Here is a 13,892-nt window from a genome sequence, read left to right on the forward strand (position 1 = left end):
ACTTTGATTTATTAAATCATTATTATGAAAATACTGCATCTGGATAGTAACCATTCTATTATGATGGAACAGCTTGATGAATTAAAATTTATAAATGACGAAGACTATACCTCGCCAAAAAAAACTATAGAGGCTAAAATTCATGACTATGACGGCATCATTATCAGAAGTCGTTTCCCTATAGATAAGCAATTCATAGATAAAGCCATCAATTTAAAGTTTATCGCCAGGGTAGGTGCTGGATTAGAAAATATTGACACTCAATATGCCAAAGACAAAGGAATTGAGTTAATTGCAGCACCCGAAGGGAATAGAGATCCCGTTGCAGAACATGCGTTGGCCATGCTCCTTTCTTTATTTAATAAGCTTAATAAAGTTGACAAAGAAGTCCGGGAAGGAAAATGGATACGAGAAGCTAACAGAGGAGTTGAGTTGGATGGAAAAACGATTGGTATTATTGGCTATGGGAATATGGGAAAAGCTTTTGCTAAAAAACTCAGAGGGTTTGAGGTTACCACATTATGTTACGATATCATAGAAGGTGTTGGAGATGAAAATGCCAAACAAGTGCCATTAGCAACAATCCAGAAAGAAGCCAATGTCCTCAGTTTACACACTCCGCAAACTCCACAAACTGTCGGAATGATAAACAGTGCTTTTATAGACGCTTTTTCTAACTCTTTCTGGTTTATTAATACCGCCCGGGGAAAAAATGTGGTTACAGCCGACTTGGTAAAAGCTTTAAAAACCGGAAAAATATTAGGTGCCGGATTGGATGTTCTGGAATACGAAAAAGCTTCTTTTGAAACACTTTTTACAGACAACCAAATGCCGGAAGCATTTCAATACCTCATTAAATCAGAAAATGTATTACTATCGCCACACATAGCTGGATGGACCATAGAAAGCAAAAAACGGATAGCACAAGTCATCGTAGATAAAATCAAAGCTAAATTTTGTTAACTTTATAGGAGCTACTAAAATAGTTTCTTTATGAAAAAACGAGTGACCGGAATTGGTGGGTTTTTCTTTAAATCGAAAGATCCCAAGAAACTAAAAAACTGGTATGCCAAGCACTTAGGTTTACCGGTAGATCAATACGGATGGTCTTTTAAATGGCGAGATGATGAAAACCCCGATCAACAAGCCCTTACCCAATGGAGTCCTTTCGAAGAAGAAACTACGTATTTTCAACCCAGTGAAAAACAATTCATGATGAATTTCCGGGTAGAAAACCTTGTTGAATTATTGAATGAATTAAAAGAGGAAGGGGTTACTGTTGTTGGGGAAATAGAAGAATACAGCTATGGAAAGTTTGGATGGGTCATAGACCTTGAAGGTAATAAAATTGAACTTTGGGAGCCGATAGATAGTGAACTGCTATAAATTATCTCTTTTTTTATTACTTTTATAAGCCTTATTAACCAACTAAATTGTAATTACTATGTCAGAAGAACAAAAAGATTTAGGCGATGAATTAAAAGAATCCGCTAAGGAATTTGCGGAAGGAGCTAAAGAAGCTATCAACCCGCAGGGAAATAAAAAAATATTGGCCGGAGTGCTTGCTATCCTGTTTGGAGCGCTCGGTATCCATAAATTTATATTAGGGTATAACAAAGAAGGTATTATTATACTGGCAATAACCCTTATATTGGGGATAGTGACTTGCGGTACTGCCGGATGGGTAATGAGTATCATTGGGCTTATTGAAGGAATCATTTACCTTACCAAGTCTGATGAAGAATTCTATAATACTTATCAAGTAGGCAGAAAGCCATGGTTTTAACATACATTAAAAAACAATGAGGCTGTCTGTACCGATAGCCTCGTTTCATTATACAGCACCTCATTATGGGACACTCCAAATTCTATACACATACCATTGAACAAAACCGAACTGCTAAGATTTTTAAGGCCTTGGCACATCCGGCAAGAATTGCTATTCTAGAATATATCAGTAAAAACCCGAACAGCACATGCAATGATATGGTAAATGCTATTGATTTAGCACAAGCCACCATCTCTCAACACTTGAGTGAATTACGGGCTGCTCAATTTATCAAAGGAAAATCTTCAGGGAAAAAAGTATATTATTCGATTAACATAGATAACTGGTATAGGACACACCAAACAGCAAATTTGTTTTTTAAGAATACGCAGTAATCATTATTCACTATTGTTCATGAATTTGCGCTCCAGTTCTTCCTGAAACTCTTCCATAACCGGTTTAACTGTACTTTCAGGCAGATCCGCAATACGGATGTACATTAATCCATCTACCGAATTATTAAACAATGGATCTACATTAAATGCGATTACTTTTGCATTTTGTTTGATATATTTTTTTATAAGTACCGGCAAACGTAAGCTTCCGGGTTCTACTTCATCAATAAGCTTATCAAACTTATTTAAATCTGCTTCCGTTTCATCAAAAATAAAATCCTTGTCCGCATCTTTCAATTTTACTTTAAACTCTTTTTTAGGCTTTACGTATTGTGCTATATAAGGATCGTAATAGTTAGATTTCATAAATTCAATCATCAATGATTTGGAGAAGTTTGAAAACCGGTTGCTAATACTTACCCCTCCTATCAGATATTTATGCTCCGGATAACGTAACGTGGTATGCACTATCCCCTTCCATAACAAAAATAATGGCATGGGCCTTTGCTGATATTCCTGGACAATAAATGCCCTCCCCATTTCTATGGATTCACTCATCATTTTATGCAATTCAGGCTCAAACCGGAAGAGATCCTGCAAATAAAACCCGTCAATACCATACTTTTCATAGATCTTCGAGCCAAGACCCATTCGATACGCCCCTACTACTTTTTTAGTGTCATTATCCCATAAAAACATATGGTAATAATACGTATCAAACGTGTCTAAATCAATTGCTTGGTTAGTACCTTCTCCTATTTCCCTAAAGGTGATCTCACGTAACCTGCCAATTTCCTGTAAAATATTAGGGATCATTTCTGCCGGTGCCAGAAATACTTCATAATTTTTACTTTGAAGTAATCTTCGATCGGCCTCCCTTAATTTAACAACTTCGATATCCATCAACGTACTTTCAACAGGGGTAATGATTTTTTTGGGAAGCTTTGGAATTTTTAACGTGGTTGGTACTTTTTTCAAAATACTCTCTTTTTCATATACATTGGCAAGCATGTACGTTTTCTTTCTGAGAAATGCTGCAAATGATTCAAGGTCAATATGTTCTCGTTGAGCCTCTATCGAGATAGGGTTGCCAACCCGAACAATTATCTTTCTGTTTTTTTGAGTTAATAATTCTGAAGGGAGTTTTGCCGTTCGGAAGGTATCACTGATCTTTGAAAGCCGATAAAAAAGTCGACTGTTCTTTGCGTGAAAATAAATAGGCACCACCGGGACTTCTGCTTTTTTGATTAATTTAATAGCTGCCGGTTCCCAAGGTTTATCTACAATTAATTTATCATCTTTATAGGTAGAGACTTCACCTGCAGGAAATATACCGAGCGGATGCCCTTCTTTGATATGCCGAATGGACTGCATAAAACCAGTAATGCTATTCTTAGTTTCTTTATGTTCCTCAAAAGGGTTTACAGGCATAATGTATGGCTCTAAGGGCTCTATGCGGTGCAATAAAAAATTGGCAATAATTTTATAATCAGGTCTTTTCTCTAAAAGTAATTTAAGCAACAATATTCCGTCAATGCCCCCTAGTGGGTGGTTAGAAATAGTAATATAGGCCCCTTCTTTAGGCAGCCGTTTGAGGTCTTCTTCCGGTATTTCAAATTTAATTTCAAATTCGTCAAGGATCGCATCAAGAAATGCCGGAGTGTTTAAATGCTTATATTTATTGTATACTCTATTAAGTGTAGAAATTTTCAGGACTTTCATCAACAGCCAGCCTATAAATGTGCCTAAAAAACTATACTTGTCTAACTTGATAACTCTAGCAACTTCTTTGGCTGTAACTAATCCCATATCGGTTCATTCAGTTCATACAAATGTACATGTTTTTGTATTTACACAATTTTATTAAAAAGTAATACTATTGTCATGATTCGCTTACTATCAATTGAACGGTATCCTGCAACCGTTGCTTCAACAATATTTTCTTATCTGCTTCAATTGTTTCAATTGCTTCATTAGTAGCATGCCTTATTGTATATAGTGAAACATTGCTATAATATTCTACTTTAAACTTAGCTTTGAGTTCAGCAATCAAACTCTCAAGATTGTTATATTTATTGTCTGCACAAACAGAAAAACTGATCGCCGAATTTTGAATAACATCTACTTTCATCTTGTAATCATGCAATAACTTAAAAATTTCACTGATTTTGTCTTCTACAATGAATGAAAAGTCAAGAGCAGACAATGATAAGAGTACTTGGTTCTTTTTTACAATGAAACATGGAACCATTGGGTCTAATTTTTTCCCCTTACTCACACTTGTTCCTTTTGCCTCCGGATCAACAAAGGATTTTACATACAATGGTATCTCCTTCCTTTGTAGTGGCTGTAACGTTTTTGGGTGAATAACCGATGCTCCGTAAAAAGCCAGCTCAATAGCCTCCGTATAAGATATTTGATGAAGCAATTGGGCATGTTCAAAATAACGCGGGTCCGCATTTAAAACACCGGATACATCTTTCCATATAGTTACACTTTCAGCATTCAAACAGTACGCAAAAATAGCCGCTGTATAATCGGATCCTTCCCGTCCTAAAGTAACCGTAAAATTATTCGAGTCACTCCCTAAAAATCCTTGTGTTATATTCAATAAAGATGTATTAACTCCTGCTTGTATGTTTTGTTGAGTGGCCGGCCAATCTACATTCCCGTCTCGATAATTAGCATCCGTCTTTATCAAGGTACGCACATCTAACCAGGTGTTTTTGATTCCGGCTTCCTGTAAATAATGACTTATAATGGTTGTAGATACCAGTTCTCCAAAACTAACCACTTGGTCGTACACAAAACTATAATTAGGTGATTTGTTACGTTCTAAAAAAGAGCTTAATTCTGCAAAAAGACCATCCACTTTCCAAAACACTGGATGTCCATTTTCTTTTTGATTATCAGCATCAAACAAATCAAGTAAAATACCGTTATGATATTTTTTCACTTCCTGTAAACTGCTTTGTAACGCCGGTTTGTCTTCAAAATAATTTTTTACGACTTCTTCCAATGCATTAGTTGTTTTTCCCATTGCAGAAACAATAACCAATGTGTTTGTATAGCCTACTGTTTGTAGTACATTAACTATATTTTTTACGCCTTCTGCATCTTTTACAGAAGCACCTCCAAACTTAAAAATCCTCATGTTATAATTTTGAAATATATTTTTTTATGCCTTCTTCATCTAATTGTGCGGCGTCCCAATCTCGCAATATCTGAGCACCATTATTCTCATAAAATGTAATTGCCGGTTCGTTCCAGTCTAAAACAACCCATTCTATACGCCTTACTCCCTGCTTATGCCCATATTTAATTACTTCTGAGAATAAAGCAGTACCCAATCCGGTTCCGCGCATTTTTTCTGTAACAATAAGATCTTCTAAATGAATCGTTTTCCCTTTCCAGGTGGAATAACGTGGATAGATTAGAGCCATCCCTACAATAACACCCTCTTTTTCTGCCACAAAACAATGGAACAATGGTTGGTCACCATAGCCATCACGTTGCAGATCTTCAACAGTTACTACGACAGCTTCCGGTTCTCTTTCAAAAATGGCTAATTCTTTGATCAAGTTCAGTACCTGAGGCATATCCTCAGGCTTTGCATCACGAATGATATAGTTCATTTTGTTTTAAATAAAACACAAAGTTATACATGTAAAAATTATTAATTGTACGAAAACGTTGTAGTTTCACATTTTTAACGATATTTGTGTGCAGATTCACAACCTGTTCCATGTACAAAAAAAATCAAACACTCGGCGAATTTATTATTGAAAATCAATCTGAATTCAAATATTCTTCGGGCGAACTATCCAAACTTATCAATGCTATACGCCTTGCTGCAAAAGTAGTAAACCATGAGGTCAATAAAGCAGGCTTGGTAGATATTATTGGTGCTGCGGGCGACACTAATGTTCAAGGGGAAGATCAACAAAAGCTAGATGTCCTGGCCAATGAAAAATTTATCCAAACGCTTACAAACCGGGAAATTGTTTGTGGAATTGCTTCCGAAGAGGAAGATGATTTTATAAGTATTAATAGTTTAGATGAAAACCACCAAAATAAGTATGTAGTACTTATTGACCCATTGGATGGTTCTTCAAATATTGACGTAAACGTTTCTGTTGGCACTATTTTTTCTATTTACAGGAGAATTACGCCTGTTGGAACACCTGTCACGCTTGAAGATTTTTTACAGCCCGGAAAAAATCAAGTAGCCGCCGGGTATGTTATTTATGGGACTTCTACTATGCTGGTCTATACTACAGGGCATGGTGTAAATGGATTTACATTGAACCCTGCTATCGGAACCTTTTATTTATCACACCCTAATATGCAATTTCCTGAGACAGGAAAAATTTATTCTGTGAATGAAGGGAACTACATTCATTTTCCACAAGGGGTAAAAGATTATATAAAATACTGCCAAATGGAAGAGGGCGACCGTCCTTATACTTCAAGGTATATTGGCTCCTTAGTTTCTGATTTTCATCGGAACATGATAAAGGGAGGTATTTATATGTACCCTAAAAGCAGTACTGCTTCTGATGGTAAACTACGCCTCTTATACGAGTGCAACCCGATGGCGTTTCTGGCAGAACAAGCAAATGGGAAAGCAAGTAATGGCTTTCAACGAATTCTGGATATTCAACCTACAGAATTGCATCAACGCGTCCCTTTCTTTTGTGGAAGCAAAAAAATGGTTGGTAAGGCAGAGGAATTTATGCAAAAGCAAGCATAGTTACCTATTCATATGGCGTATTTCTTCCTTAAATGTTTCTATATCCACATCTTGATGGATTAAATCCATTGCCTTTTTTACAATATACCTTACATTGGTAGGAGTAAAACCTAGCCCTACTCCTAACCGGGCCATGATATTTAATTGATGTTCATCTTCTATATGGTCTGCATATACCATGCGGGCAATATCATACAAGCGCTCCAACCGGAGATCGTAAAATGAAGGTGGGTTAATAGGATATTGTGAAGGATCTTCCAATATTTTTTCATAGTCTTCATCAGAAATATCAAGGTTTTTAGCTAACCGGTCTAAAAATGCTTTTTCATCTTCTGTTATAACATTATCGGATAACGCAACTCTTACAATAGCAGCAAAATGATCACGGTTTCGCTCCCTAAAACCACTAGAATATAATTCTGATATAGACATTTATTTATATTTTATTTTGCGGCAAAGATAATTAATCCACAAAGGTTTTAAAATCAAAATCTGTTCTTTTTTGGGGTATTTCACCTATTAAATCATCTCATTTTTATATAACAAGATTCTTATCGTCTAATAACCCTCCATTAAATAATTAACTTAATTACTAATGACACCCACAATTATTATCATTACAAACATTTGTCGGTTTCTTTTTTTGTCCCGAGAAAATAGGTTTAGGAAGCAGAAATTTTTTAACCAAGAAACCAACTGCTACAAGAACCGTTATATATACTAGTATATTTTGAACTTCAAACATTATGAAATTAATCGTTATTGATTATTTTTTCTTATAAATTCATAGCTCATTTTAATAATTGGTAAGCTATTAGCGCTACAATATATGCAAAGCTACTCATAATAGTCAATTGCAATAAAGGCCATTTCCAACTATTGGTCTCCCGTTTTACAATTGCCAAAGTACTCATACACTGCATTGCAAATGCATAAAAAAGAAGCAGTGATATTCCAGAAGCTAAGTTAAACAATTTCCCTCCTGTGACAGGATTTATCTCTGCTGTCATCCGATTTTTTATTGTTTCCTCTTCATCACTTCCAACACTATAAATAGTAGCAAGCGTACCTACAAAAACCTCTCGCGCTGCAAATGAACTCACAATAGCAATCCCTATTTTCCAATCATATCCTAAGGGTTGAATTGCCGGCTCTATGGCTTTACCAACAATTCCAATATAGGAATTCTGCAATTTGTAAGAGGTTATCTTCTGAGCTAATGCATCTTGGGTAAGTGCACTGTTCTCTGGATTGGCTTTTACCATTTCTGCGGCGTTGGTAAAATTCTCATTGGGCCCATTAGAAGCCAGAAACCATAAAATGATGGCAATAGCCATAATAATTTTTCCGGCTCCAAGCACAAAACTCTTAGTTTTTTCAACAACCGTTATAGCAACATTTTTAACTAATGGAAGCTTATAATTGGGCATTTCTACCACAAAAAATGTCCGGTGTTTTATCTTGAGAACTTTGTGAAGTATCCAAGCTGAAAAAACAGCCATTGCGAACCCCAAAAGATATAAAAGCATTAAGGTGATCCCTTGCATGTTGAGACCTAAAAAGGTTTTATCAGGAATTACCAGTGCAATAATGATGAGATACACCGGCAACCTTGCTGAGCAGGTTGTAAAAGGCGTTACCAAAATAGTAATGAGCCGTTCTTTCCAGTTTTCGATATTGCGAGTAGCCATTACTGCAGGTATGGCACATGCCGCTCCGGAGATAAGCGGCACTACACTTTTTCCGCTCAATCCAAATCGGCGCATTGTACGGTCTGTCAAAAATACAACCCTGCTCATATAACCGGTTTCCTCTAAGACAGAAATGAACAGGAATAAAAAAGCTATCTGTGGAATAAAAATAACAATGCCCCCTAATCCGGGAACAATTCCTTCTGCAACAAGATTGGTAAAGGCTCCTTCTGGAAAAGTGTTTTTTACCCAATCACTCAACCCTGCAAATAATCCGTCGATCATATCCATTGGATAGTTACTCCAATCGTATATCGCTTGAAAAATAGTAAGCAGGATGATAAAGAAAATCACATATCCATAAATTTTATGCGTAAGGATACGGTCTAGTACACTTCTTAGGTCTTTTGCTGCGTTAATGTCTACCTTATATCCCTTTTTTAGTACATCATTTATGAATTTATAGCGAACGATGGTTTCTTTTTGTTGTAACCTCTTTAATTCTGATTTGCTCTTTGTAGAAAAAGATGCAGTATCTGGAATCTGTTTTCGGTCTAAGTTTACAAAATTTACATCTTGTGTAATGACCAACCATAATTTATAAATGGATTGTTTGGGAAATGTTTTTCGTAAATCATTAAAATAATCCGTATCAATAACAGACGCATTTACACAGGGTTCTGTAGACAGATTTTTATAATCTGCTATAAGCTCTTTTACTTTATCAATCCCATTCCCCTTACGTGTGCTTACCAGTGCTATTTTGGTTTTAAACTCTTGTTCTAATATATTTACGTCTATTGTGATGCCTTTTCGCGTCATCCGGTCAGCCATATTGATAACCAGAATGGTGGGGATCTCCAAATCTTTTACTTGAGTAAATAAGAGTAAGTTCCGTTTTAAGTTCTCTACATCCGTTACCACAACAGTAACATCCGGAAAGTTTTTATCGTTTTTGTTGAGTAACAATTCTATAACCACATTCTCGTCAAGAGAGGTGGCATTGAGACTGTATGTGCCGGGAAGGTCAAGAATATGTGCTTTTACCCCTCGGGGGAGTTTGCAGATGCCTTCCTTTTTCTCAACTGTAATTCCTGGATAGTTCCCTACTTTTTGGTTAAGCCCAGTGAGCTGGTTAAAAACAGATGTTTTTCCGGTGTTGGGGTTTCCTATGAGTGCTACGTTGATTTGTTTACTCATAGGTTAGGGTTATTTTCCAACTTATCAATCTCTATTAAAAGTGCTGTTTCTTTTCTAATGGCTAGGTATGATCCATTGATATTGATATACATTGGGTCTTGGAAAGGGGCGTATTGAATAAGCTCTACTTCATTCCCTGGCAAGCATCCCATTTCAAATAGCTTAATGGGTATTACATTGGATGAAATATCTTTGATAATCCCTTTTTCTCCACGCTTTAAATCCGCTATTGTGATCTTCAATGCTTATTTAGATTGATTTTAATTAAGCAAAAGTAACATAAAAAAGCTGTTTACAAAAATTAGGCTGTAATACTTATTCCTGGTACTCTTTTTTTAACAAGGCAAGATCTTTCATTAGCTTTTTCATAGCTTCTTCATCAGTACCATCATAGAACCCACGTATGCGCTTTTGTTTATCTACCAAAACAAAGTTTTCGGTATGTATCATATCATGGGGGCCAGCATCTCCGGTTGTCTTGGCTACTAAATATGATTTTCGCGCTAAATTGTACAGCTGTTTTTTATCGCCCGTTACTAAATTCCATTTGTTATCCATCACCCCTTTTTCCACAGCATATTTTTTAAGTTGTGGAACAGAATCAATTTTAGGGGTCACTGAGTGAGAAAGTAGCAATACCTCGTCATCATTTAAAATCTCTTTTTGGATATCAGCCATGTTTGCGGTCATTATAGGACAAATGGAGGGACATGTGGTAAAAAAGAAATCAGCTACGTATATTTTGTCATGATAATCTTCTTGAGTGATCGTATCACCATTCTGATTGACCAATTTAAAATCGGCTATCGTATGGTACCTTTTTATATGTTGAATGCTATCAGCTACTAATTCACTGTTTACCATAGCTGGTTGGTATATAGGCAGTCGTTCTTTGGGTTTTAAAGCATCATAAAAGAGCATGATAATAATCGCCGAAAGAATTAATAACGTAATAAACAGGTATTTAAATTTCTTGAAAAAAGAGCCCATTAGAAAGGATGGTATTTCGTCTACAAAATTAACCATTTCTGTTGCCCCGGCACCAACAAATTCCTTGAAAAATCATAAAACATTCATAAAAAGATTACTCTGAAGTTTTACATTCTCGATTAATCATTTGGAAAACCTTACTTTTGCGGGGCATAAATAATTGATTTTATATATGAGTCCTATTTTAATTAAAACCATTCAGCTATTACTAAGCTTATCTATATTGATTGTTCTTCACGAGCTTGGCCATTTTATTCCTGCCAAAATATTTAAAACACGGGTGGAAAAGTTTTTTCTGTTTTTTGATGTCAAATTTGCATTATTTAAAAAGAAAATTGGGGAAACGGTTTATGGAATTGGCTGGCTTCCACTTGGAGGCTATGTAAAAATTTCAGGGATGATTGATGAGAGTATGGACAAAGAACAGATGAAGGAGCCACCAAAACCGTGGGAATTTCGTTCTAAACCTGCATGGCAACGTTTGATCATTATGATAGGTGGTGTTACAGTTAATTTTATCGTAGCGATCCTTATCTATATTGGCATGTCTTATAGTTATGGAGAGCAATACCTTCCTATAGAAAATATTAAAGATGGGTTATGGGTGACACAAACTGAAATGGGTGACGCTTTGGGCGTTCAAACCGGAGATTATATAGTGGCTATTGACGGTGAAAAGATAGCAACGTACAACGAGCTTCCGGAAAAAATTATAAATGGTAATGTAATCACTATTAAACGGGATGGGACTATTTTTGACAAAGCTATTCCGGTCGATTTTATATCTAAAATAATTGACAATCAAGACAGTGGTTTTTTTCTATATCCTCGAGTTCCATTTATTATTGCTGATGTCGATAAAAACTCTCCCAATATCGATTCAGGTTTGAAAAAGGGAGACCAAATATTAAGCATTGGATCGTATTCAACTGCATATTATGATCACGTAGCTGCTATATTAGAGGAAAATAAAGGGCAAACTTTAACTGCAACAGTAAAAAGGACAAATGGGGATAAAAATACTTTTCCTATCATTATAAGCAATGAGGGTACATTAGGGGTAATAACTGCAGGCTTATCCATTAATGATATGAACCGATTGGGCATTTTAAAAATGGAGACTAAAAAATATACCTTTCTACAGTCCATCCCAGCCGGATTTCATAAAGCAAACAGTATTTTATCAAGCTATGTAAAACAGCTTAAAAAGATTATAAATCCTGAAACTGGAGCCTATAAGGGTGTAGGTGGGTTTGCTGCAATTGGCAACTTGTTTCCTGATCAATGGAACTGGATCCAATTTTGGGAAACTACTGCACTTATTTCTGTCATTTTAGCATTTATGAATATTTTGCCTATTCCCGCTTTAGATGGAGGCCATGTTACGTTTCTTTTATATGAGATGATCACAGGACGGAAACCGGGTGACAAATTCATGGAATATGCCCAAATGCTTGGATTCTTCTTGCTCATAGCGTTATTGCTTTTTGCAAATGGAAATGATATTTACCGCTGGTTATTTAGCAAATAAAAAACGAAATTTTTTATTTGGCGTATATCAAAAAACAGCTATATTTGCATCCGCAAAACAGCGAAATTCCTCCTTAGCTCAGTTGGTTAGAGCATCTGACTGTTAATCAGAGGGTCCTTGGTTCGAGCCCAAGAGGGGGAGCAAATAGAGAAAACCACTTGTAGTAATACAGGTGGTTTTTTTGGTTTAATGCTGTTGTATAAAGGGGGTGGGGGATTTACTGCTTTAGAACTACTTTTTCAAAATTCACTTTCACTTATCAAATTCTGCCTAAAAAAGGCATACAATTAGGTACACCATTCTTCTGCTTGGGTACACCATTAACTAAAATATTAATGCTATGAATCACAATAAATTATCAATACTTTTCCTATTGCAAAAGGTAAAGTTAAATAAGCAAGGAAGGTGTCCTATTAGATGTAGAATCACCTTCAGAAAAAAGAGAAAGGAATTCTCTACAGGGCTATTCATTAACCCAGATTATTGGAACAGTAAGAAACAAAAAGCTCATCCACCTAATGCTGACAATGATTTTACAAACACACAAATAAGCCTGATTAGACAAAAGTTGAATCAGGCTTTTTTAGTTTTACAGGTAAAAGGTGAACCTTTCACAGTTGAAGATGTATATTTTCAATACAAGGGCAAGACTTTAAAAAGGGAACTTGGAACTGTAGAGTATTTTGAGCAGTTTTTAAAGAAATTTCAAAAATTGGTAGGTGTTGAAATTAAGCAAGCCACTTGGAATAAGTTTAGCTATATCAAGTCTGATGCAGTTGCTTTTATCAAATGGAAATACCAAAGAAATGATGTGCTATTGAAAAACTTGGATATGGCATTTCTATTAGATTTTGAATACTACTTGAAAACTGAAAAGAGCAAAAAGCAAGTTACCATTAACAAAAACCTACAGAGGTTTAAAAAAGTAGTCAAATCTGCTGTTACCAATAAACATTTAGAACAATTCCCTTTTACAGAACACAGACCAAAACAAGTAAAAACCAATGTGGTGTATTTAACTACTGAAGAATTGAAAGTATTAGAAAACTATAATTTTTCACAACCTAGATTACAAAGAGTTAGAGATATGTTTGTGTTCTGTTGTTATACAGGCTTGGCATACCATGAGATGGTAAATTTACAGTCCAAGCATATTATAGTTGGGTTTGATGGCAATAGGTGGATTCAAATGATAAGGGAGAAAACACAAAAGCAAATTGCTATTCCCCTACTATCAAAGGCTTTATCAATACTTGCCCAATACCATGAGAATGATAGATACATATTTCCTAAAATATCCAATCAGAAGTTTAATTCTTATATCAAGGAAATTGCAGCTATTGTAGGGATTGAAAAGAATTTGACCCATCACATAGCTAGAAAGACCTTTGCAACTACTGTATTGCTTTATAATGATGTACCTATGGAGATTGTGAGTGAACTTTTAGGGCATTCTAAAATTAGCATTACACAAGACCATTATGCCAAAGTGGTACAGAAAAAAGTGAGTGAGCATATTGAACTATTAAAAAGCAAGCTGGAAAAATGAATCTCCAGCTTGTTA

14 protein-coding genes and 1 tRNA gene are annotated in these 13,892 nt (G+C 35.7%); 8 read left to right on the plus strand and 7 right to left on the minus strand.

Annotated features, from left to right (window positions below; translation table 11 throughout):
- The first annotated feature begins 24 nt into the window (after nucleotides 1-24).
- From WBG21_RS05945 to WBG21_RS05960, 4 genes are all read left to right on the plus strand, one after another.
- Nucleotides 25-963 (plus strand): 2-hydroxyacid dehydrogenase, encoded by a 939-nt coding sequence (locus WBG21_RS05945; protein WP_340075801.1) that lies wholly within the window; start codon nucleotides 25-27, stop codon nucleotides 961-963.
- A gap of 30 nt (nucleotides 964-993) precedes the next feature.
- The gene (locus WBG21_RS05950) at nucleotides 994-1,386 is read left to right on the plus strand and encodes a VOC family protein (protein ID WP_340075803.1); all 393 of its coding nucleotides are present in this window, start codon (nucleotides 994-996) and stop codon (nucleotides 1,384-1,386) included.
- Nucleotides 1,387-1,444: 58 nt separating this feature from the next.
- Nucleotides 1,445-1,786 carry a TM2 domain-containing protein gene (locus tag WBG21_RS05955; protein WP_340075805.1) on the plus strand — a complete coding sequence of 114 codons (342 nt, stop codon included), beginning with the start codon at nucleotides 1,445-1,447 and terminating at the stop codon, nucleotides 1,784-1,786.
- Between the two features lie 65 nt (nucleotides 1,787-1,851).
- Nucleotides 1,852-2,163, plus strand: a complete 312-nt coding sequence (locus WBG21_RS05960) for an ArsR/SmtB family transcription factor (RefSeq protein ID WP_340075807.1) — start codon at nucleotides 1,852-1,854, stop codon at nucleotides 2,161-2,163.
- Between the two features lie 3 nt (nucleotides 2,164-2,166).
- Here WBG21_RS05960 and WBG21_RS05965 read toward each other — a convergent pair whose 3' ends face one another.
- The 3 genes from WBG21_RS05965 to WBG21_RS05975 all read right to left on the minus strand — a co-directional run bounded on the left by WBG21_RS05965 (nucleotide 2,167) and on the right by WBG21_RS05975 (nucleotide 5,798).
- On the minus strand, nucleotides 2,167-3,972 hold the full coding sequence (locus WBG21_RS05965; protein WP_340075809.1) for a lysophospholipid acyltransferase family protein: 1,806 nt from the start codon (nucleotides 3,970-3,972) through the stop codon (nucleotides 2,167-2,169).
- A gap of 73 nt (nucleotides 3,973-4,045) precedes the next feature.
- Nucleotides 4,046-5,317: an aspartate kinase gene (locus WBG21_RS05970; protein ID WP_340075811.1), complete on the minus strand. Its 1,272-nt coding sequence runs from the start codon at nucleotides 5,315-5,317 to the stop codon at nucleotides 4,046-4,048.
- A gap of 1 nt (nucleotide 5,318) precedes the next feature.
- Nucleotides 5,319-5,798, minus strand: coding sequence for a GNAT family N-acetyltransferase (locus tag WBG21_RS05975; protein WP_340075813.1), 480 nt, complete (start codon nucleotides 5,796-5,798; stop codon nucleotides 5,319-5,321).
- Between the two features lie 110 nt (nucleotides 5,799-5,908).
- On the opposite strand from WBG21_RS05975, the gene fbp reads away from it, so the two are divergent.
- Nucleotides 5,909-6,916, plus strand: a complete 1,008-nt coding sequence (gene fbp, locus WBG21_RS05980; protein ID WP_340075815.1) for a class 1 fructose-bisphosphatase — start codon at nucleotides 5,909-5,911, stop codon at nucleotides 6,914-6,916.
- Here fbp and WBG21_RS05985 read toward each other — a convergent pair whose 3' ends face one another.
- The 4 genes from WBG21_RS05985 to WBG21_RS06000 all read right to left on the minus strand — a co-directional run bounded on the left by WBG21_RS05985 (nucleotide 6,917) and on the right by WBG21_RS06000 (nucleotide 10,797).
- On the minus strand, nucleotides 6,917-7,348 hold the full coding sequence (locus WBG21_RS05985; RefSeq protein WP_340075817.1) for a tellurite resistance TerB family protein: 432 nt from the start codon (nucleotides 7,346-7,348) through the stop codon (nucleotides 6,917-6,919). It abuts the gene before it with no gap.
- 359 nt (nucleotides 7,349-7,707) lie between these two features.
- Nucleotides 7,708-9,807 carry a ferrous iron transport protein B gene (gene feoB / locus WBG21_RS05990; RefSeq protein WP_340075819.1) on the minus strand — a complete coding sequence of 700 codons (2,100 nt, stop codon included), beginning with the start codon at nucleotides 9,805-9,807 and terminating at the stop codon, nucleotides 7,708-7,710.
- Entirely contained in the window at nucleotides 9,804-10,049 is a 246-nt protein-coding gene (locus WBG21_RS05995) for a FeoA family protein (RefSeq protein WP_340075821.1), read from the minus strand. The genes feoB and WBG21_RS05995 overlap by 4 nt, the downstream gene beginning before the upstream one ends.
- Before the next feature lie 73 nt (nucleotides 10,050-10,122).
- On the minus strand, nucleotides 10,123-10,797 hold the full coding sequence (locus WBG21_RS06000; protein ID WP_340076379.1) for an SCO family protein: 675 nt from the start codon (nucleotides 10,795-10,797) through the stop codon (nucleotides 10,123-10,125).
- Between the two features lie 172 nt (nucleotides 10,798-10,969).
- Between WBG21_RS06000 and rseP the strand changes: the two genes are divergently transcribed.
- From rseP to WBG21_RS06015, 3 genes are all read left to right on the plus strand, one after another.
- Complete coding sequence (gene rseP, locus WBG21_RS06005) at nucleotides 10,970-12,328, plus strand: RIP metalloprotease RseP (protein WP_340075823.1); 1,359 nt, start codon at nucleotides 10,970-10,972, stop codon at nucleotides 12,326-12,328.
- Nucleotides 12,329-12,395: 67 nt separating this feature from the next.
- Nucleotides 12,396-12,469 (plus strand) — tRNA-Asn (locus WBG21_RS06010).
- Between the two features lie 199 nt (nucleotides 12,470-12,668).
- Nucleotides 12,669-13,877, plus strand: a complete 1,209-nt coding sequence (locus tag WBG21_RS06015) for a site-specific integrase (RefSeq protein WP_340075825.1) — start codon at nucleotides 12,669-12,671, stop codon at nucleotides 13,875-13,877.
- The last annotated feature ends 15 nt before the right edge of the window (nucleotides 13,878-13,892 follow it).

The sequence above is a fragment of the Leptobacterium meishanense genome, from assembly GCF_037645805.1.
In the GTDB taxonomy this organism is placed as follows: domain Bacteria; phylum Bacteroidota; class Bacteroidia; order Flavobacteriales; family Flavobacteriaceae; genus Leptobacterium_A; species Leptobacterium_A meishanense.